General features: G+C 63.6%; 16 protein-coding genes. 9 read left to right on the top strand and 7 right to left on the bottom strand.

The features are described from left to right. Positions 1-21 precede the first annotated feature (21 nt). The 3 genes from ACFFNA_RS04065 to ACFFNA_RS04055 are packed head-to-tail and all read left to right on the top strand — an operon-like array spanning position 22 to position 3,596. Positions 22-1,527 carry a TadA family conjugal transfer-associated ATPase gene (locus ACFFNA_RS04065; RefSeq protein WP_378915799.1) on the top strand — a complete coding sequence of 502 codons (1,506 nt, stop codon included), beginning with the start codon at positions 22-24 and terminating at the stop codon, positions 1,525-1,527. A 20-nt stretch (positions 1,528-1,547) separates the two neighbouring features. Beyond that, positions 1,548-2,561: a type II secretion system F family protein gene (locus ACFFNA_RS04060; RefSeq protein ID WP_111544652.1), complete on the top strand. Its 1,014-nt coding sequence runs from the start codon at positions 1,548-1,550 to the stop codon at positions 2,559-2,561. A 9-nt stretch (positions 2,562-2,570) separates the two neighbouring features. Further along, positions 2,571-3,596, top strand: coding sequence for a type II secretion system F family protein (locus ACFFNA_RS04055; RefSeq protein ID WP_378915796.1), 1,026 nt, complete (start codon positions 2,571-2,573; stop codon positions 3,594-3,596). A 292-nt stretch (positions 3,597-3,888) separates the two neighbouring features. On the opposite strand, the gene ACFFNA_RS04050 is transcribed toward ACFFNA_RS04055, so the two are convergent. Next, a complete protein-coding gene (locus tag ACFFNA_RS04050; RefSeq protein WP_378915794.1) occupies positions 3,889-4,710 on the bottom strand; it encodes a tetratricopeptide repeat protein in 822 nt (273 codons plus the stop codon). A gap of 126 nt (positions 4,711-4,836) precedes the next feature. Between ACFFNA_RS04050 and ACFFNA_RS04045 the strand changes: the two genes are divergently transcribed. From ACFFNA_RS04045 to pdeM, 5 genes are all read left to right on the top strand, one after another. Beyond that, positions 4,837-6,201, top strand: coding sequence for a leucyl aminopeptidase family protein (locus ACFFNA_RS04045; protein ID WP_378915792.1), 1,365 nt, complete (start codon positions 4,837-4,839; stop codon positions 6,199-6,201). Between the two features lie 72 nt (positions 6,202-6,273). Then, complete coding sequence (locus tag ACFFNA_RS04040; protein ID WP_111544649.1) at positions 6,274-6,624, top strand: MarR family winged helix-turn-helix transcriptional regulator; 351 nt, start codon at positions 6,274-6,276, stop codon at positions 6,622-6,624. A gap of 74 nt (positions 6,625-6,698) precedes the next feature. After that, positions 6,699-7,559: a C40 family peptidase gene (locus ACFFNA_RS04035; protein WP_378915789.1), complete on the top strand. Its 861-nt coding sequence runs from the start codon at positions 6,699-6,701 to the stop codon at positions 7,557-7,559. A 123-nt stretch (positions 7,560-7,682) separates the two neighbouring features. Beyond that, positions 7,683-10,202, top strand: coding sequence for a ligase-associated DNA damage response DEXH box helicase (locus ACFFNA_RS04030; RefSeq protein ID WP_378915787.1), 2,520 nt, complete (start codon positions 7,683-7,685; stop codon positions 10,200-10,202). Between the two features lie 13 nt (positions 10,203-10,215). After that, complete coding sequence (pdeM, locus tag ACFFNA_RS04025; protein WP_378915785.1) at positions 10,216-10,932, top strand: ligase-associated DNA damage response endonuclease PdeM; 717 nt, start codon at positions 10,216-10,218, stop codon at positions 10,930-10,932. 23 nt (positions 10,933-10,955) lie between these two features. Here the strand turns inward: pdeM and ACFFNA_RS04020 are convergent, their stop codons facing one another. Genes ACFFNA_RS04020 through ACFFNA_RS04010 form a run of 3 tightly spaced genes read right to left on the bottom strand, consistent with a single transcriptional unit; the run spans position 10,956 to position 15,558 of the window. Then, entirely contained in the window at positions 10,956-11,891 is a 936-nt protein-coding gene (locus ACFFNA_RS04020; protein ID WP_378915783.1) for a dimethyl sulfoxide reductase anchor subunit family protein, read from the bottom strand. 5 nt (positions 11,892-11,896) lie between these two features. After that, positions 11,897-12,631 (bottom strand): 4Fe-4S dicluster domain-containing protein, encoded by a 735-nt coding sequence (locus ACFFNA_RS04015; RefSeq protein WP_378915781.1) that lies wholly within the window; start codon positions 12,629-12,631, stop codon positions 11,897-11,899. Continuing rightward, the gene (locus ACFFNA_RS04010; protein ID WP_378915779.1) at positions 12,628-15,558 is read right to left on the bottom strand and encodes a molybdopterin oxidoreductase family protein; all 2,931 of its coding nucleotides are present in this window, start codon (positions 15,556-15,558) and stop codon (positions 12,628-12,630) included. Before ACFFNA_RS04010 ends, ACFFNA_RS04015 begins: the two co-directional genes overlap by 4 nt. A gap of 277 nt (positions 15,559-15,835) precedes the next feature. Between ACFFNA_RS04010 and ACFFNA_RS04005 the strand changes: the two genes are divergently transcribed. Next, positions 15,836-16,744, top strand: a complete 909-nt coding sequence (locus ACFFNA_RS04005) for a LysR substrate-binding domain-containing protein (RefSeq protein WP_111544643.1) — start codon at positions 15,836-15,838, stop codon at positions 16,742-16,744. A gap of 10 nt (positions 16,745-16,754) precedes the next feature. Here the strand turns inward: ACFFNA_RS04005 and ACFFNA_RS04000 are convergent, their stop codons facing one another. The 3 genes from ACFFNA_RS04000 to ACFFNA_RS03990 all read right to left on the bottom strand — a co-directional run bounded on the left by ACFFNA_RS04000 (position 16,755) and on the right by ACFFNA_RS03990 (position 19,947). After that, positions 16,755-18,011 (bottom strand): Hsp70 family protein, encoded by a 1,257-nt coding sequence (locus ACFFNA_RS04000; protein ID WP_378915776.1) that lies wholly within the window; start codon positions 18,009-18,011, stop codon positions 16,755-16,757. A gap of 221 nt (positions 18,012-18,232) precedes the next feature. Next, positions 18,233-19,024 (bottom strand): TIGR02186 family protein, encoded by a 792-nt coding sequence (locus tag ACFFNA_RS03995; protein ID WP_111544641.1) that lies wholly within the window; start codon positions 19,022-19,024, stop codon positions 18,233-18,235. Continuing rightward, entirely contained in the window at positions 19,024-19,947 is a 924-nt protein-coding gene (locus ACFFNA_RS03990) for a sulfite exporter TauE/SafE family protein (RefSeq protein ID WP_111544640.1), read from the bottom strand. The genes ACFFNA_RS03995 and ACFFNA_RS03990 overlap by 1 nt, the downstream gene beginning before the upstream one ends. Between the last annotated feature and the right edge of the window lie 126 nt (positions 19,948-20,073).

The following is a 20,073-nucleotide window of genomic DNA, read 5'->3' as shown; positions in this document are numbered from 1 at the left end:
CGGTGGAATCGGTAGCAGATCATGTTTGGTAAAAGAGGCAGCGACGACGGAAACCGGTTCACGCCGGAATTTCGCCAGCCAGCACCGGCCCCGGTTGCGCCGGCGGCCGCAAGTTCCGCGGATACGGCGGTGCTTGCCCGCCCCGCTGCGCCTCCGCCAAGCGCGCCTGTCGCGCCGCCAGCGCGCCGCGCGATCGAGGCGCCTCCATCGGCGCCGGACCTGAAACGAGTCCAGCGAGAAAAGAGCGAAACCTACTACGACACCAAGAGCCAGGTTTTCTCCGCGCTCATCGACACGATCGATCTGTCGCAGCTCTCCAAGCTTGATCCTGAAAGCGCACGCGAAGAAATCCGCGACATCGTCAACGACATCATCGCGATCAAGAATTTCGCGATGACGATCGCCGAGCAGGAAGAACTGCTCGAGGATATCTGCAACGATGTGCTCGGCTATGGGCCGCTCGAGCCGTTGCTCGCACGCGACGACATCGCCGACATCATGGTCAACGGCTCCAAGAACGTTTACATCGAAGTCAACGGCAAGGTCGAACAGACCGGCATCCGCTTTCGTGACAACCAGCAGCTCCTCAACATCTGCCAGCGCATCGTCAGCCAGGTTGGCCGCCGTGTCGACGAATCCAGCCCGATCTGCGACGCGCGTCTTCCCGACGGCTCCCGCGTCAACGTCATCGCGCCGCCGCTCTCCATCGATGGAGCCACGCTCACCATCCGCAAATTCAAGAAGGACAAGCTGACCCTCGATCAGCTGGTCAAGTTCGGCGCCATTTCACCGCAGGGAGCCGAAGTTCTCAAGATCATCAGTCGTGTTCGCTGCAACATCGTCATCTCGGGCGGTACCGGCTCGGGCAAGACGACGCTGCTCAACTGCCTGACCAACTATATCGACCGCGAGGAGCGCGTCATCACCTGCGAGGACTCGGCCGAGCTGCAATTGCAGCAGCCGCATGTCGTGCGCCTCGAAACCCGCCCGCCCAATCTGGAGGGCGAGGGTGAGGTGACGATGCGCGACCTGGTCAAGAACTGCCTGCGCATGCGGCCCGAGCGCATCATCGTCGGCGAAGTGCGCGGACCCGAGGTGTTCGATCTTCTGCAGGCGATGAACACCGGCCATGACGGCTCGATGGGAACGATCCACTCGAACAGCCCGCGCGAATGTCTGAACCGTATCGAATCGATGATCGCGATGGGCGGTTATTCGCTGCCGCAGAAGACCGTGCGCGAAATCGTTGTCGGCTCCATCGACGTGATCATCCAGGCGGCGCGCCTGCGCGATGGATCGCGTCGCATCACCCACATCACCGAGGTGATCGGAATGGAGGGCGACGTCATCATCACACAGGATATCGTCCTCTATAACATAAAGGGCGAGGACGCCAATGGCAGGCTGCTGGGAGAGCATGTATCGACCGGCATCGGCCGTCCGCATTTCTGGGACCGGGCTCGCTATTATGGCGAGGAGCAGCGCCTCGCCACTGCGCTCGAGGCGATGGAGAAACGCGCTGACTGATGGCGTGAGGGTTCTGGCCAATGTTTGGAATTGACGGCACAGTACTGGCGTTTGTCGTGCTCGCCGGCTTCAGCGCCGGCGCGGTCGCCTATGCATTTCTGTTCACCCAGATCAGCAACGAGAAACAGGTCGGCAAGCGGCTTGAAACGATCAAGTCCGCCGAGACGGATCGCTCCGTCGTCAAAGCCTCGCGGGACCGCGCGGCGGAAGCCGTCAAGCGGCGCAAATCAGTTCAGGATTCGCTGAACGAGCTCGACGCAAAGCAGAAAACCAACGACAGCAGGGTCAAGAAACCACCACTGAAAGCCCAACTCCGTCAGGCTGGCCTGAAGACCACCGTCGAGCGCTTCTACATATACTCCGCCATATGCGGCCTCGCTTTGACGATGGTTGCCTTTGTGGCCGGAGCGCCGCGGCTCGTCCTGCCGGGTGTGCTGCTGGCCGGCGCACTCGGCCTGCCGCGCTGGTTCGTCTCGTTTCGTCGCGCCCGCCGGGTCAAGGCATTCCTCAACGAATTTCCAAACGCGCTCGATATCATCGTGCGCGCTGTCAAATCCGGCCTGCCGCTGAACGACGCCGTGCGCCTGATCGCCAACGAATCTCTCGAACCGGTGAAGACCGAATTTCGTCGTATCGTCGATTCCCAGCAGATGGGCCTGTCGATCCCCGATGCGACCTTGCGCATGCCCGAGACCATGCCTTGCACGGAGGCAAGCTTCTTCGGCATCGTCATCCAGATTCAATCGCAGGCTGGCGGCAATCTATCCGAGGCGCTGGGCAATCTTTCGCGCGTGCTTCGCGATCGCAAGAAGATGAAAGCCAAGGTCCAGGCACTGTCGATGGAAGCGAAAGCGTCCGCCGCCATCATCGGTGCGCTGCCTTTCATCGTCGCGTTTCTCGTCTACCTGTCGAGCCCGAGCTACCTGATGCCGCTGTTCGTCACCAGCGTTGGACACCTGATCCTTGGGTGCTCGGCGGTCTGGATGTCGATCGGCATCTTTGTGATGCGCAAGATGATGAACTTCGAAGTCTAGGATGCTGGCATGACCGACCAAGTCATCAAATCGCTGACCGATCCGAGCTTCCTGATCGCGTTGCTGGTCGGTATAGCGGTGTTTGCGACCGTTTTCACCTTGTTGCCGGCGTTTGGCGGAAACCAGCTCAAGTCACGCATGAAAACCGTCGCGCTGGAACGCGACGAACTGCGAGCCAAGCAGCGCGCCCGGCTTGCCGTCGAGGCGGATCGCCGTCGCAAGGGCCTGCGCGAGGAACAGTCGGTTGGCATGCGCAACATTGTCGACCGGCTGGATCTGAGGCGCGCGCTTGCCGATGAGGGCACATTGCAGAAACTCAAGGTGGCCGGGTTTCGCGGACAGAACCCGCTGACGCGGTTTCTTTTCTTTCGTCTCGTGCTTCCTTTTGTCGGCTTCGCGCTGGCCGCAATCTACATCTTCGTACTCGGAGGATTGCCCGACAAGCCATTGGTCATCAGGCTGTTCGTCTGCATCCTCGTTGCCTATGGCGGCTTCTACGCCCCGGTCGTCTATGTCAACAACCGCGCTACCAAGCGCAAGCAGTCGATCCAGATGGCGTGGCCGGATGCGCTCGATCTGATGCTGATCTGCGTCGAATCGGGCATGTCGGTGGAAGCGGCCCTGCGCAAGGTCGCCGACGAGATCGGCGCGCAATCGGTGGCGCTGGCGGAAGAATTCATCCTCACCAACGCCGAGCTTTCCTATCTGCAAGAGCGCAGGCAGGCCTACGAGAACCTGGCAAGCCGCACGGGCCTGGAATCGGTCAAGTCGGTGTCGCAGGCACTCGTGCAAGCCGAGCGTTACGGCACGCCGGTGGCGCATGCACTGCGCGTGCTGGCCGCCGAAAGCCGCGACATGCGCATGAATGCGGCCGAAAAGAAGGCGGCAGCCTTGCCGCCGAAGCTCACCGTGCCGATGATCCTGTTCTTCCTGCCGGTGCTTTTCGCCATCATTCTAGGCCCGGCCGGCATTCAGGTGAGCCAGCGCGGCGGCATCTTCGGCGATCGTTCGGCACCAGCATCAAATGCGCAATAGCGACGAGGCAGGTCCCTGCACGACATATGAAGAAGCCGCGCTGAACGCAGCGCGGCTTCTTCATTTCAAGGTTGTTGCAGATTGTCGTCCAATGCGTGTCGTCCAAAAGTGCGCAGCGGTTTTGAGACAACGACATGCATAAAACAAAGACTTAGAGCGCGTCGACTGAATCCGTTTTCGGCACGACGCGCTTTAGAGCGGTTCACCGATTCACGGAAACGGCGAACCGCTCTAACTCTTTGTTTGACGCAATTCCGGACGGAAAGCCGTTTCACACTTTTCCTGGAATTGCTTAGTTGGTCGCGGACTTTGGCTTGTCCTGGTCCTTGAGCTGGCTCCAGGCATTCTGCTGGGCCAGCATCTGACGCAGGTAGGCGACGTTCGCCTGCGCCTGTTCGGGCGAGAGTTCCTGTGAGGCGATCTTCTCGGCTTCGTCGAAACGGCCTTGCAGGCCGACGACCAGCGCCAGGTTCTGGCGCACCCGGCTGTCTGCGTTCGGCTGCTGCGCGGCAGAGCGCATATAGGTTTCGGCGGTGCGCAGGTCACCTTCCAGCACGTAGGACATGCCGAGATTGGAGAGCACCGAAGGCTCGTTCGGCTTGAGCTCGAGCGCCTTGCGGTAAAGCTGGCGCGCGTCGTCCTTCTGGCCGATCTGGTCGAGAATGGCCGCTTCGGCCGATACCAGCCTCCAGTCGGGATATTCCGGTGTCTGGGCGCGGCGCACGGCGTCAAGCGCAGCCTCGAACTGGCCATTGGCGGCCAGCGCCTTGCCATAGGCGGCGAGCACGTCACGATCCTTCGGCAGGGCGATCGCCAGCTTGCGCATTACGGCGAGCGACTGGTCGGCGTCGCCATCCATCTGCAGTGCCGCCGCATAATTTGTCGCTATCCGCTTGTCGTTTGGGTTCCTGGCGTAGGATTGGCCAAGTGCCCCCGTCGCAGTGTGCAGTTCTCCCGCCGACATGGTTTCCAGCGGTTTGCCGCCGGTGCGTGCGATCGAGCCGGTGGTGAACTTGTCTGTTGCGCAACCGGCGACACCGGCCGCGAGCGCCAGCACGAGGGCCGTGCTGATGAGCCGTTTTCCCCTGGCGTTGATCGTGCGGTTGGTCGGCATCGGCACCGGGCCTCCATTCATGCGCGGCCATTGCGTGGCCGTCTTCCCTCCCGCAGAAATATTCTGTTAACCCTAACGGATGGTTAAGAACGGCGACTCAGGGAGCCGCCGCACGGAGAACATCGAATGCCTGTCGAACTCGTCGAGAAGAAACTGCCTGGCGCGCTGCCGGTCCATCTGGTCGCCAGGGATGGTCTGGACGCAGCCGGTCTTGCACCAGCCGCCGTCGCCTGGGCCAGGGCCAACGGCTTTTCCGGCGAGGCAGGCAGGACGCTGGTTTTGCCCGGCGAAAACGGAGCGCTCGGCGGCGCCTTGTTCGGTGTCGGCGACGGCGAGGGCGCGCTTGCTCTCGGCGCGTTGTCGAAAGCCTTGCCGGAAGGCGACTGGCATTTCGCCTCCGCGCCGGCCGAGCCGGAACTGGCGGCAACCGCGCTGGTGCTCGGCGGCTATGTCTTTACCCGCTATGGCAAGAAGCCCGGCAAGGCGCTGCGCTTCGACTTGCCGGCCGGCGTCGATGCCGGGCGCGTTCGCCGTATTGCCGATGGTGTCTTCCTGACACGCGATCTGGTCAACGCGCCGACCAGCGATATGGGCCCGGAAGAATTGGAGAGGGCGGTGCGGAGCCTGGCCGGAGCGCACAATGCCGAAGTCTCGGTGGTGAAGGGCGACGATCTCCTCGACCGGAATTTCCCGATGATCCATGCCGTCGGTCGTGCGTCGACCGGCGCGCCGCGCCTGATTGACATGAAATGGGGGCCGAAAGGCGCGCCGAAGGTGACGCTGGTCGGCAAGGGCGTCTGTTTCGACACGGGCGGTCTCGACATCAAGCCGTCGTCCGGCATGCTGTTGATGAAGAAGGACATGGGCGGCGCGGCCAATGTGCTTGGTCTCGCCTCGATGATCATGGCCGCCGGGCTGAACGTGCGTCTGCGCGTTCTCATTCCCGCGGTCGAGAATTCGATCGCCGGCAACGCCTTCCGGCCCGGCGACGTGCTGACGAGCCGCAAGGGTATCACCGTCGAGATCGGCAACACGGACGCCGAGGGGCGGCTGGTGCTGGCCGATGCGCTGGCGCTGGCCGACGAGGAGGAGCCGCAGCTTCTGGTCGATATGGCGACGCTGACCGGGGCAGCCCGTGTCGCGCTCGGCCCTGATTTGCCGCCTTTCTATACCGGCGACGAAGCACTGGCGTCCGACCTGGCGGTGGCTTCCGTCGCGGCCGAAGATCCGCTGTGGCGCATGCCGCTATGGCGGCCTTACGATGCAAAACTGTCATCGAAGATCGCCGACATCAACAACGTCACCACGGACGGTTTCGCCGGCTCGATCACGGCAGCGCTGTTCCTCAAGCGCTTTGTCGAAAAGACCGCGGGCTGGGCGCATTTCGACATCTTCGCCTGGAACCCCGCCGACCGTCCGCATGGCCCCGCCGGCGGCGAGGCGCAAGGCATTCGAGCGCTGGAGCGGATCATCTCGAAACGCTTTGGCTGATGGCTACAGCAGAGCCGACAAAATTGCCGAAACTGAAACGGAACCGAAACAATTTGCCGTCATGCTGGCGCGATGTCGATTGCGATGCGCCCGAGCCAGGCCTTGCGACTGTGGCAGCAGGTGATGCTGTCGCAGGTGCGCGACGACGAGCCCGACCTGACCATGCGCCAGACGGCGATCCTGTTCACCATCTATCTCGATCCGCCGCCGCACACAGTGCGCGGGCTCGCCGCCCGACTCAATGTCACCAAGCCGGTGATCACCCGCGCGCTCGACACGATGGGTGCGTTGAAACTGGTGTCGCGCCATCGCGACGAACTCGACAAGCGCAATGTTCTGATCAGGCGCACCGTCGAGGGCGCGCTCTTTGTCGAGCGCTTCGGCGATGGTATCATCGCCAAGGCCCACGAATTGCCCATCTAAAGCATGATCCCGAAAAGTGGGAACCGGTTTTCGGACAAGATCATGCTCAAACAAAGTAGTTCAGAGTTGCCGATTTGACTGCCAGGGATGCCCGCCTTCACGCTTTCCGTTCCGACCTTGCCGATGCACGGCTGAAGGGCGAGGTCGCCGCCGACCGCTTCGTCGCCGGCCGGCCGGCGCGGATCACCGCATCCGTGGCCGATGTGCGCAAGGCGCCGCGGCCGGATGCCGGCGTCAACACGCAGCTTCTGTTCGGTGATGATGTCCTCGTCTTCGAGGTCGCCGAAGGCTGGGCCTGGATCCAGGCTGAGCGCGATGGCTATGTCGGCTATATCGCCGATACCATGCTGGGCGGGCAGGACCATGCGGCGACCCATATCGTGTCGGTGCCGCGCACCTTCCTCTACCCCGGGCCGGATCTGCGGTTTCCAATCGCAGGACAATTGTCGATGGGATCGACGCTGACGGTGACGGATGCCGCCGAAACGCGTGGCACGCATTATGCCATCCTGCCCTCCGGCGAGGCGATCATCGCTGGCCATCTGCGGCCTGTCGGTGATGTTGCCGCCGACTATGTTGCGGTGGCCGAGATGTTTCTCGGCACACCCTATCTGTGGGGCGGCACTTCGGGCTTCGGCATCGACTGTTCGGGCCTTGTGCAACTGGCGATGCGCATGACCGGCAGCGACGTGCTGCGCGATTCCGACATGCAAGCGGCGACCCTCGGTGAGCCGCTCGATCCGGATCCGGATTACGGCGGGCTGCGGCGCGGCGACCTCGTCTTCTGGAAAGGCCATGTCGCCGTCATGACCGACACCGACACCATGATCCACGCCAATGGCCACGCCATGCTGGTGTCGCGCGAAGGACTGAAGGAGGCGATCGCCCGCATCGGCTACCTCTATGGCGGCCCGACCGGGTTTCGGCGGCCCTAATTGCCTGTCGCCCAAAAGTGGGTACCGGTTTTGGGGTAACGACATGCATCAGAACAAAGTCTTCGATCCCCTTTTGTTCCGATTCTTCTTGGCGATTGACCGCCGCCGCGCTACCTCTGGCGCGTGACAGAGCAGCCGCGCCTTGCCGAACACAATGCCACTGTGGCCCTGCCCGAACCATTCATCAGATGGTTTGGCGAGAAGGGCTGGTCGCCGCGTGCCCATCAGATCGAATTGCTGGCAAGGGCCCAGGGCGGGCAATCGGTGCTGCTGATCGCCCCGACCGGCGCCGGCAAGACGTTGGCCGGGTTCCTGCCTTCGCTGACCGAGCTGGCCAACCGGCCAAGGCGAAAACCGGGGCAGGCGCATCGCGGTATCCATACCCTCTACATCTCGCCGCTGAAGGCGCTGGCGGTCGACATCGAGCGCAATCTCGGCAAGCCGGTCGAAGAGATCGGCCTGCCTGTCACCATCGAGACGCGTACCGGCGACACGCCCGCGCACAAGCGTCAGCGCCAGAAGCTGGTGCCACCCGACATTCTGCTCACCACGCCCGAGCAATTGGCGCTGCTGATCGCGGCGCCCGACGCCCGGCGCTTCTTCGAGGATCTGCGCTATGTCGTGCTCGACGAACTGCACTCGCTGGTGACGTCGAAGCGCGGGCATCTGCTGGCGCTCGGCCTGGCGCGGCTGCGCAGCTACGTGCCTGGCCTGCAGACGATAGGCTTGTCGGCTACGGTCGCCGAGCCCGACGAATTGCGGCGCTGGCTGGTCGGCCAGAATCCGCCAGGCGCCATGGCCGGTCTGATCACCGTGGCGGGTGGAGCCAAGCCCGACATCACCATTCTCGACTCCGAACAGCATGTGCCGTGGTCCGGCCATTCGGCCCGCTACGCCATTCCCGAAATCTACGAGGCGATCAGAAGGCACCGCACGACGCTGCTGTTCGTCAACACCCGCAGTCAGGCGGAATTGCTGTTCCAGGAACTGTGGCGGGCAAATGAGGACTCGCTGCCGATTGCCTTGCATCACGGCTCGCTCGATGTCGGCCAGCGTCGGCGGGTCGAGAAGGCGATGGGCGAGAATGCGCTGCGCGCCATCGTGGCGACGTCGACGCTCGATCTCGGCATCGACTGGGGTGATGTCGATCTGGTCGTGCACGTCGGCGCGCCCAAGGGGGCGAGCCGGCTGGCGCAGCGCATCGGCCGCGCCAACCACCGCATGGACGAACCGTCCAAGGCGATCCTCATTCCGGCCAACCGTTTCGAGGTGCTGGAATGCCGGGCGGCACTCGACGCCAACTATCTCGGTGCACAGGACACGCCACCGCTGATCACCGGCGCGCTCGACGTGCTGTCGCAGCATGTGCTGGGCGTCGCCTGCGGCGCGCCCTTCGATGCCGACTATCTGTTCGAAGAAGTGCGCAGTGCCGCGCCCTATGCCGCGCTGGCGCGCGACACCTTCGACCGTGTCGTCGATTTCGTCGCCACCGGCGGCTACGCGCTGAAGAACTATGAGCGCTACGCCCGCATTCGAAAGACGGTCGGCGGGCTGTGGCGCGTCTCGCATCCGCGTGTCGCCCAGCAATACCGGCTGAATGTCGGCACCATTGTCGAAATGCCGGAACTCAATGTCCGCTATGTCAGGCAGGGCCGTGGCATGGCTGGGCGCGGTGGGCCGGTGCTGGGCAAGATCGAGGAGTATTTCGCCGAGACCTTGCGCCCCGGCGACAATTTCCTGTTTGCCGGCAAGGTGCTGCGTTTCGAGGGCATTCGCGAGAACGAATGCGTCGTCTCCAACGGCACCGGCGCCAACATCATCGTGCCGTCCTATGCCGGCGGCAAGTTTCCGCTGTCGACCTATCTCGCCGATCAGGTGCGCGGCATGCTGGCCGACAGCGACCGCTGGCAGGCGCTGCCCGAACAGGTCGCCGACTGGCTGCGGCTGCAGAAGGAAAAGTCGGTGCTGCCGAAGCGCGGCGACCTTCTGGTCGAGACCTTTCCGCGCGGCAACCGCCACTACATGGTTGCCTATCCCTTCGAGGGGCGGCTGGCGCACCAGACACTAGGCATGCTGTTGACGCGGCGGCTGGAGCGGGCCAACGCCCGCCCGCTCGGCTTCGTCGCCACCGACTATTCGCTGGCCGTCTGGGCGCTGGACGACATGGCGGCACTGTTTAAGGCCAGGAAGCCGTCATTGGCCGCATTGTTCGACGAAGACATGCTCGGCGACGACCTCGAGGCCTGGCTCAACGACAGCTGGATGCTGAAGCGGACGTTCCGCACCTGCGCGGTCATCGCCGGACTGATCGAGAAGCGCTTTCCCGGGCAAGAGAAGAGCGGCCGCCAGGTAACCGTCTCGGCCGACCTGATCTACGATGTGCTGCGCAGTCACGAGCCGGACCACATCCTGCTGCAGGCGACGCGCACCGATGCATCGGCGGGCCTGCTCGATGTCAGCAGACTTGCCGAGATGCTCTCGCGTGTTCGCGGTCGAATCATGCATAAGCATCTTGAGCAGATATCGCCGCTGGCCGTGCCGATCATGCTGGAGATCGGCAAGGAATCGGTGAATGGCGGCGCCAACGAGTCCTTGCTCATGGAAGCCGCCGATCTGGTCGAGGAGGCTATGGGCCAAAGATGAAACTGATTTCGAGATGAATTTTTCGCTGGCGCGCACATCGCTGATCGCGGAGGCCGATCTTGTCGGCATCGCCGGCGAGCGTGCCGTCTGCGACCCTCGCGGCGTGCTTTATTTTCCGGATCTGCGGCTTCTGGCCGTTTCCGACCTGCATCTCGAAAAAGGTTCGTCGCTGGCACGGCGCGGCGCGCTGATCCCGCCTTACGACACCGGTGCGACCTTGCTGAGACTGCAGGCCGTGATCGCCGACTACCAGCCATCCATCGTCATCAGCCTGGGCGACAGCTTCCATGATGGCGGCGGCGCCGAGCGCATGCATGCAAGCTTCCGCGAACGGCTGGAAGCGCTGATATCAGGCCGCGACTGGTTCTGGGTTGCCGGCAATCATGACCCGGAAGCACCGGCCGACCTGCCTGGCGAGACGGTGCGTGAACTCGCCATAGGCTCGCTGCTGTTCCGGCATGAGCCGTCGAAGGAGCGTGTCGAAGGCGAAATAGCGGGCCATCTGCACCCATGCGCGCGCATCGTGCAGCGCGGCCGTTCGGTGCGGCGGCGCTGCTTTGCCGGCGATGGCGACCGCATGATCATGCCGGCCTTCGGCGCCTATACCGGCTCGCTCAACGTGCTCGACCGCGCCTATGCCGGGCTGTTCCGGCTGGACACCCTGATGGCCTACATGCTCGGCGCCGAGCGCATCTTTGCCATCTCCCGCTCGATGCTGCGGCCTGGCTGAAGCCGCTCTTTCGTCAATGGTCTCTATCGGCCGTAGTAGAGGGTCACGGTGTGCTTCGCCTCGGCGAAGAACAGCCATCTTTCGACCAGCATGCCGGCGAACTGGACGATGGCTGCAAGGACCGACAGCATCGCCGCGAAGGGCCACGGCAGGGCGAATGCGGCGGCAAGCAGCAGGACGGGCAGGGCGAAGGCCAGAATCTGCGTGATCTGGCGCAGGCGCGCGCTGTGCTTGCGCGCGATGCGGAACCCCATTTCCTTGAGCAGGTAGTTCTCTTCGGTATGCGGCCATTCCAGCGATCGTACCGTGCCGCCGGCCAGCCCGGTCGCGGTATTGGCGGTGGTCGCGATGTCCAGCCGGTCATTGTAGCGCCAGGTCGCCAGCTTCCAGCCCCAGCCGAGCAGACCTAGCAGCACCGAGGCCGCCAGAAGGGTCTTCGAGCCGATAGCGAAACACTGCAGCAGCGCGTTCAACAGCACACTGCCGGTCATCGCCGAGAAGATCAGGTAGGCCGGCAAAGTGAAGCGGCTGTGCCACTGGGCGATCGGCTTCAGCGACGCATAGATCATGCCGGTGGTGCAGACGGTGACGACCGCGCCGATGGCTGCCAGCAACCCGGCGATGGCCACCCAGCCGCCGGTGCGGCCGAACAACACCCAGCCGATGCCGAACAGTCCCGCCGGGACAAAGGTGATGACAGAGGCAACGCCTTCGCGCGACAGCCATGAACTGCGCCATTGCGAGAACGCCCGCCAGGCGCGTTCGGGTCTGCCGAGATGACCGGTCGAGGACAGCAGTCCCGCCGCGATCAGGCCAAGCGCCAGGCCCATGCCGATGAGGCCCAGCCAGAAATCGGGCGGGATGATCTGGAAGCCTCCGAGCACCCCAAGCAGTGCAAGCAGCCCATAGCCGGCGCCCGTGGCGGTGGTGAAGAAGACGACGGAGAAGGCTGGATGCATGGATGTCAGTTCGAAAGCATGCGGTCGACCCAGCCAAGGAAGCCGCCTTCGGCACGCACCGGTTCGTGTGCCGGCGCGGCCACCGATGCGGCGCGCTTGGTGTGGGCGCGCGGCAGCAGGTATTTGTTGGTCGGGTGATAGCCGAGTTCCGGCATCAGGTCGACGCCGCCACGCTCCGCCACCAGCTGGGAGACGGCCGACGCGGGATCGCCGAGATCGCCGAAATGCCGGGCGCTGGTCGGGCAAGCCGCGACGCAGGCCGGCACGCGGTCTTCCTCGGCCAGATTGTCATTGTAGATGCGGTCGACGCACAGCGTGCACTTCTTCATCACGCCGACATCGGTGTCGAATTCGCGCGCCCCATAGGGGCAGGCCCAGCTGCACAATTTGCAGCCGATGCACTTGTCCTCGTCGATCAGCACGATGCCGTCCGAGGCCCGCTTGTAGGAGGCGCCGGTCGGGCAGACCGTGACGCAGGCCGGCGTCTCGCAATGCAGGCAGGAGCGTGGGAAGTTCACGGTCCGCCCGCCCATCTCGGTGGTGTGTTCGTAGCTGTGCACGCGGTTGAACCAGACGCCGTCGACATTACCGCCATAGGGGTCGATGTCGGTCAGCGGCGCCATGTGGCCGCCGGTATTCCATTCCTTGCAGGCGGTGACGCAGGCCTGGCAGCCGACGCAGGTGTCGAGATCGATGACGAGGCCGAGCTTCTTGCCGCTTTGACTTGGCAGACAGGTCATTTTGCCGCCTCTCTTGCCCGGCGGAATTCAGCGCCGAAACTGAGCTTGTCGGGTGAGGGTTCGAAATGCGGCGGTTGCTGGAAGCGCTCGAATTGCGGTTCGGTGAAGCCGGCTTCTTCGGCCGCGCATTTGACGATGCGCACGCGCAAATCGAACCACGCCGCCTGGCCGGTCACCGGGTCGGAATTCGAATAGCGCTTGCCGTTGGCGTCGGCCGAGGTCTGGTCGCCGATGATGTGGTTGAGCAGGAAGCCGCGATTGGATTCGGCGGCGTCATCCTTCAGACCCCAGCTGCCACGCCGCTTGCCAATCGCATTCCAGGTCCAGACCGTGCTTTCGTTCACCCCGTCGACCAGCTTGATCTGCCCCTTGACCTTGCCGTTGATGCTTTCGATCCACACCCAGTCGTCATCGACAAGGCCGAGACTGCTGGCGGTTTGGTGATGTACGAACAGCCGGTTCTGGCTGGTGATTTGTCTCAGCCATGCGTTCTGCGAGCCCCAGGAATGATACATATGCATCGGCCGCTGCGTCAGCGCATGCAGCGGATATTTTTCGAGGTCGACTGCCGCTTCCTCGAACGGCATGTACCAGAACGGCAGCGGGTCCATGTAGGTCTCGATACGCTGGCGGTTGCCCTTTGGCGGCACCACACGGCCATGGCCGCGCGCGGCGAGCCTGAAGCGCTGCAGAGGTTCTGAGTAGAGCTGGAAGACGATCGGCTCCGCCTTGGGGATGAAGCCCATCTGCACCGCGAAGTCGAGATAGGAGCGGTTGGCCATCTTGTAGTAGCGCTGGTCTTCAGCGAAATCCTGGTGCCAGAAACCGCCATTGTCGATGTAGCGCTGCAACTGGTCCGGATTAGCCTCGCCCGTGCCAAACGAGGCGCCATCCTTGCCACGCCAGCCAGCAAGTGGGCCGATGCCGGGCGTGCGCTCGTGGTTGACGATGTAGTCGGCATAGTCGCGGTATTTGGTGGAGCCATCGTCATCGACGAAGCCCGGCAGGCCAAGCCGCCCGCCGAGCTCAATCAGCACCGACTGGAACGGCCTGACATCGCGATCCGGCTCGACGACGGGATGGCGGATGGCGTCGCCCGGTCCGTCGGCATGGCTGATCGGCCGGTCGAGCAGGCTGATGCAATCGTGCCGCTCGAGATAGGTCGTGTCCGGCAGCACGAGATCGGCGAATGGCACGGTCTCGGAATAGTAGGCGTCGGAATAGATGATGAAGGGGATCCTGTAGTTGCCCGCTTCGTCATGGTCGGTCAGCATGGCGATGGTCTCGACGGTGTTCATCGAGGAGTTCCAGGCCATGTTCGACATGTACATCAGCAGCGTGTCGATCGGGTACGGATCACCGGCCCAGGCATTGCGGATGACGGTGTGCATCAGGCCATGTGCCGCCAGCGGCGCGTCCCAGGAATAGGCCTTGTCGATGCGAACAGGCGTGCCGGCCTCGTCGACCAAAAGGTCGTCCGGCCCGCAGACGAAGCCGAGCGGGATTCCGTCGAGCGGCGTCATCGGCTTGACGGTCTTGCCCGCCGGCTTTGGGCCCGGCGGTGCCGATCTGGGGTAGGGTGGCTTGAAGCGGAAGCCGCCGGGAACATCCACGGTGCCGAGCAGCACCTGCAAGAGATGGATGGCGCGGCAGGTATGAAACCCGTTCGAATGGGCGGAGATGCCGCGCATGGCATGCATCGAGACAGGCCGCCCCTTGATCGTCTCGTGCCTTCGCCCGGCCCAATCGGTCCAGGCGACCGGCAGTTCGATCGTCTGTTCGAAGGCGACATGGGCAAGCTCGGCGGCGATCCTGCGGATCGTGTCGGCAGGAATGCCGCAGCGCTCCGCGACCGCATCGGGTGCGTAGCTCTCATCGAGGTAGCGGTCGGCGATGAGCTGGAACACGGGCACGCAGCGGCGGCCGTCGACGATGGAGCTGCCCGTCAGTGCAGGCTTGGCCCCGGTATCGGTGGCGCTGACCGGTCTCTTCGCAACCCTGTCCCAGGCCAGCGGATTGCCGTCGGCGTCACGCACGAACAGCCCGTCATCGGCAGCATTCGGCTCCTGGATGACGAGCAAATGGGCATTGGTGTAGCGCAGGAGGTAGTCGAGATCGACGCGGCCGGCCTTCAGCAATTCGTGGATGAGGGCGAACACGAACAGGCCATCGGTGCCGGGCCGGATGCCGATCCAGTCGTCGGCAATGGCGTTGTAACCGGTCCGGCACGGATTGATCGAAACCACCTTGGCGCCGCGCGCCTTGAGCTTGCCGAGGCCGATCTTGATCGGGTTGGAATCGTGATCCTCGGCGACGCCGAACAGCATGAAGTATCTGGTGTTGTCCCAGTCGGGTTCGCCGAACTCCCAGAACGAGCCGCCGATCGTATAGAGGCCGCCGGCCGCCATGTTGACCGAACAGAAGCCGCCATGGGCGGCGAAGTTCGGCGTGCCAAACTGGCTTGCCCACCAGCCGGTCAAGGATTGCGATTGGTCGCGGCCGGTGAAGAAGGCCAGTTTTTTGGGGTCGGTCCGGCGGATGGCCGAAAGCCGTTCCGTCGCGATGGAGAAGGCTTCCTCCCATTCGATCTCGCGGAATTCTCCCGAGCCGCGCGGACCGGTGCGCTTGAGCGGCTTCTTGAGCCTTGCCGGGCTGTAGTGCTGCATGATGCCGGAGCTGCCCTTGCCGCAGATCACGCCGCGATTGACCGGATGGTCCTTGTTGCCGTTGATGTAGCGGACCTTGCCGTCCTTGATGTGCACGTCGATGCCGCAGCGGCATGCGCACATGTAGCAGGTCGTCTTGGCGATGCTGTCTGAGATATCCGGCGAGGTGTCGACGCCGTCGCCTTCATCGGGTGCGCGCGTGTCGGCAAGCGGACGTTGCGATGGTGCCGAATTTGCGCCGCGTGGCGGTCGGTGCATCATGATCCGGTGGTGCCTGCGCGGCCGGCGGATTTGGCTCGTGTCTTCGGCCCGGGGCCGCGCATGTAGTGCTCTTCCGGGTGGTATCGGTCACCGACCAGCCGCCGCCGGACGCCGCGGGTCCAATGGGCAAGCAGGGATCTGAACCGCCCGATCATTTTGTTCTCTGCGATTCGATGCGAATTTTTTCTAACTTCACCCGAAAACGTAGGATAAAGCTATCGATCTGTCTAATCAGTTGTTCTTGTAAATTCGATCGATATTGGTTCTTAATGCGCGCATGACCTTGGACCAATTGCGGATTTTCGTCGCCGTTGCCGAGCGCGGTCACATGACCAAGGCGGCGGAGCTGCTGGGCATTTCCCAGTCGGCCGCGTCGGCCGCCATCCGCGCGCTTGAAGAGCAGCACGGCGTCCATCTGTTCAACCGGGTCGGCCGCAACATCGAGCTCGCCCAGACCGGGCATCGGTTCCTGCCCGAGGCCAAGGCTGTGCTGGAGCGGGCGGCCGCCGCGCGCAATGTGCTTGAGCATGTCTCGCAGACAGTCACCGGCAGCCTCTCGATCGCCGCCAGCCAGACCATCGCCAGCTATTGGCTGCCGCGCCGGCTGGCTTCCTTCCACGAAGCCTATCCCGCCGTCAGGTTGAGCGTCACCATCGGCAACACCAGGCAGGTCGAGGCCAATGTCCTCGATGGCGCGGCGGATCTCGGTCTGGTCGAGGGGCGCACGGAATCCGATATCCTGCGCCGCGCCAAGGTCGACGTCGACAGGCTGATGCTGGTCGTTGCCAGCGCCCATCCGGAGATCGCCGAAGTCTCGCAGGGCCGGCCCGACATCAAGGGCCTGCGCTGGATCATCCGCGAGGGCGGTTCAGGTACGCGCGAAGTGCTGGAGGATCTGGCCCGTCGCGAAGGAATTTCGCTCGCCGATCTGCAGATATTCCTGGTGCTGCCGAGCAACGAGGCGATACGCCAGGCGGTCGAGGCGGGGGCCGGCGCCACCATCATCTCGGAGCTTGTCGTGGCGCGCGCCGTCGCTGAGGGCACCCTGCGGTCGGTGCCGTTCGAATTGCCGAAACGCGACTTCGCCATGATCACCCATCGCGATCGTCAGGCAAGCCTGGCCCAGATGGCGCTCAAGGCGCATCTCGGCGCCAGCGCCGATCAAACAGTGCCCGCCCGCCTGTGAGTGGGCCGTGTCAGCCAAACTTCCGCTGAGCGTCGAGCGCCAGGCCAAGCCCGACCGAGCCGAACATGTCGCCGTCGATGACGGATGCCTGCGGCACCAGCGACAGGATCTCTCGTCTTGCCAGCGGGATCGCGGTCGAGCCGCCGGTCAGGAACACCGCGGTGATATCGGATGGCTTGACCTGGGCGTCGCGGATGGTCTGTCCGACCGTTGCGGTGACCCGCTCGATGTCCCTGGCAATCGTGGCGTCCAGGCCAATACGCGTGATTTCGGCGGCGAACGCCGCGCCCGGCAGCTTCACCGCCACGTCAGCGGATGATCTGTCGGTCAGCTCGATCTTGGCCTTTTCGACAAGTGCTGCCAGCGCATGTCCATAGCGATGCTCGACGATGTGGATAAAGCGGTCGACCAGGTCGGCGCGCACCGCCTCGTAGCGGATCTGGCGCAGATGCGTCATCGCCTTGGCGGTGTAGACCAGGTTGATGCGCTGCCATGTCGCGAGATCGATGAAGTAGCTGGCCGGCAGATTGCGCTTGCCGTCCTTGGTCGGGGTCAGGTAGCCGAGCTGCGGCATCACATGGGCGATGCTCAACAGCCGGTCGAAATCCGTGCCGCCGATATGGATGCCGCGGCTGGCCAGGATGTCGTCCTTGCGGTCAAGCAACCGCGAGCGCTGCGGTGAGACGCGCACGATCGAGAAGTCCGACGTGCCGCCGCCCATGTCGACGATCAGCGCCAGTTCCTCGCGCGTCACCTTCTGCTCGTAGTCGAGCGCCGCCGCGATCGGCTCGAACTGGAAGGCGATGTGTTTGAAGCCCTGCGCACGCGCGGCCTTTTCGAGTTCGCCCTCGGCGTTTGCATCGGCTTCAGGATCGTCGTCGACGAACTGCACCGGGCGGCCGAGCACCACCGTCTCGACCGCGCCCCCGGCATCTTCCTCCAGCTTTTTGCGGAGATGGCCGAGGAACAGGCCGACGATCTCCATGAAGCCGATCGAGCGGGCCTTGATGCGGGTCTTCTCGTGGGCAAGCGAACTGCCGAGCACGCTCTTCAGCGAGCGCATCAGCCGGCCTTCGATGCTGTCGGTGTAGTTGGCGATGGCATGGCGTCCGAAACAGGTGCGGTTGTCCTCGAAGTTGAAGAACACGGCACTGGGTAGCGTGACCTGGCCATCTTCAAGCGCGACGAGGCGCGGCTGCCCGTTGCGGACCACGCCAACGGTAGAGTTTGAAGTGCCAAAGTCGATACCGCCGAATGCTGGTCGCATGGCAAGTTTCCTGTATTTTGTCTTTTGGGGAGCGGCAGCTCGTGTCCGGTCGGGCCGGGGGCGTGCTCTAACGCATGACGCCGGAAAGGGAAACCTTTTTCGGAAAAAAGGTCCGGCGCTCAAAGCGCGTTGCGTCGAAACGGATTCATGCGACGCGCTTTAAGTCTTTGTTTCTATGCATGTCGTTGTCTCAAAACGGGGCCACTTTTGAGCGACACGCATTAATCCTTTCGGAAGATCACCCTTCCGAGCCAGCCCGTCAGCATGGCCAGCGATATCGCGAAGACGCCATAGAGGAAGGAATAATTGTGTGCGACACGGAAGATCGACTGCTCGAAACCGGATTTGCGGATTTCGAGCTGGGCCGAGCTTTCCTTGATGAACACGCCGCTCTTGAACAGGAAGGCGCGCGCCTTGTGGGTGCCGACCGGAACATTCGGCGCCAGCCTGACGGTGGCGCGGAACAGGTTCTGCGACAGGAATTGCACGCCGCCGACATTCTCGCTGTAGAGGCCGGTCGCTGTTTTGCGACTGCGCAGCGCCGCGGTGAATTCCTCGATGGTCGCCGGGCTGTCGCCGTCGTCGGCCGGCTGCATGTAGAGGTTGGAGGCGCCGAGCGACAGCTGCCTGTAGCTGTTCGGTTCGGTGATGTCCTGCAGCGGCCGCGTCGTGGCCACCGAATAGGACATCGGCACATTCTCGAAGGTTTCGGACTCCAGATTGACCCAGACGCCGAGCACCCGGTCCTTGCGGCGCACCACGACCGGTCTTGGCGGACCCTCAAGCACGACGATGACATCGTATCTGCCTTGACGGGCAACCAGCGGGTCGGGATTTTCCAGCGAGCCGAAAATGGTCAGGTCGGCGCCGGAAAAGCCTGCGGTGATCGAGACATTGTCGGTGGAGAGCCCGATCTGGATACCTTCTACCGGTGGCGTCTGTGCCTTGGCCGGCACGGTGGCCGTAAGCAACGACAGGAGAATGGCGGTTGCGAACGCTTTCGGACCCGTCATCAGTTGAGGCCCGCGGAGGACAGCGAATAGAGATTGGGCGGGGTGACGAAGAGATCGATGGCGAGCCGGATCGCCACCGCCAGCACCAGCAGCGCCAGCAACGCCCTGAGCTGCTCGCCGCGCAGCCTCTGGCCGGCCTTGGCGCCATATTGCGCGCCGGCAACGCCGCCCGCCATCAACAGGAAGGCCAGCACGACATCGACCGTCTGGTTGGTGGTGGCGTGGACCAGCGTCGTGTAGGCGGAGGTGAAGATGATCTGGAACAGCGAAGTGCCGATGACGACGTTGGTCGGCACTTTCAGCAGATAGATCAGCGCCGGCACCATGATGAAGCCGCCGCCGACGCCCATGATCGACGACAGGAAGCCGATGCCGGCGCCAAGGCCAAGCACCGGGATGACGCTGACGAACAGTTTCGAGGCCCTGAACCGCATCTTCAGCGGCAAGCGGTGGATCCAGTTGTGCTGGCCGGATTTCTTCAGCACCGGCGCGGCGCCGCTGCGCGTGGCGCGCAGCGCATTGACGCTTTCGACCAGCATCAGCCCGCCGACAGTGCCGAGCAGCACGACGTAAAGCAGCGAGATGAACAGGTCGAGCTGGCCGAGCCTGCGCAGGAAGGCGAAGACGAAGATACCGCCGGTGGAGCCGACGATGCCGCCGGCCAGCAAGACGCCGCCGAGCTTGAAGTCGAGCGTGCCTCGCTTCATGTGCGAAAGGACGCCGGAGAAGGAGGAGGCGATGACCTGGTTGGCGCCGGTGGCGACCGCGATCGCCGGGGGGATGTTGTAGAAGATCAGCAGCGGCGTGATGAGGAAGCCGCCGCCGACGCCGAACATGCCCGACAGGAAGCCCACTGCCGCACCCATGGCCAGCAGCACGAAGACGTTGACGGAAATTTCCGCGATCGGGAGATAGATGCCCACCCGTCAGTCTCGATCAGTTCTGCCTGTCGGTGAATGCAACCGTTGCGGGCATCTTGACCCGACAAGCCAATTTGTTCTTGCGCTGGAGGTGCAACGAAGTCAAACCGCGTCGCGCCGCCGAAACAA

Origin of the sequence: Mesorhizobium kowhaii, from assembly GCF_042431665.1 — a bacterium.
Lineage (GTDB): Bacteria > Pseudomonadota > Alphaproteobacteria > Rhizobiales > Rhizobiaceae > Mesorhizobium > Mesorhizobium kowhaii.
The sequence above is the reverse complement of the archived record's forward strand: the minus strand, read 5'-3'. Positions and strand labels throughout refer to the sequence as shown.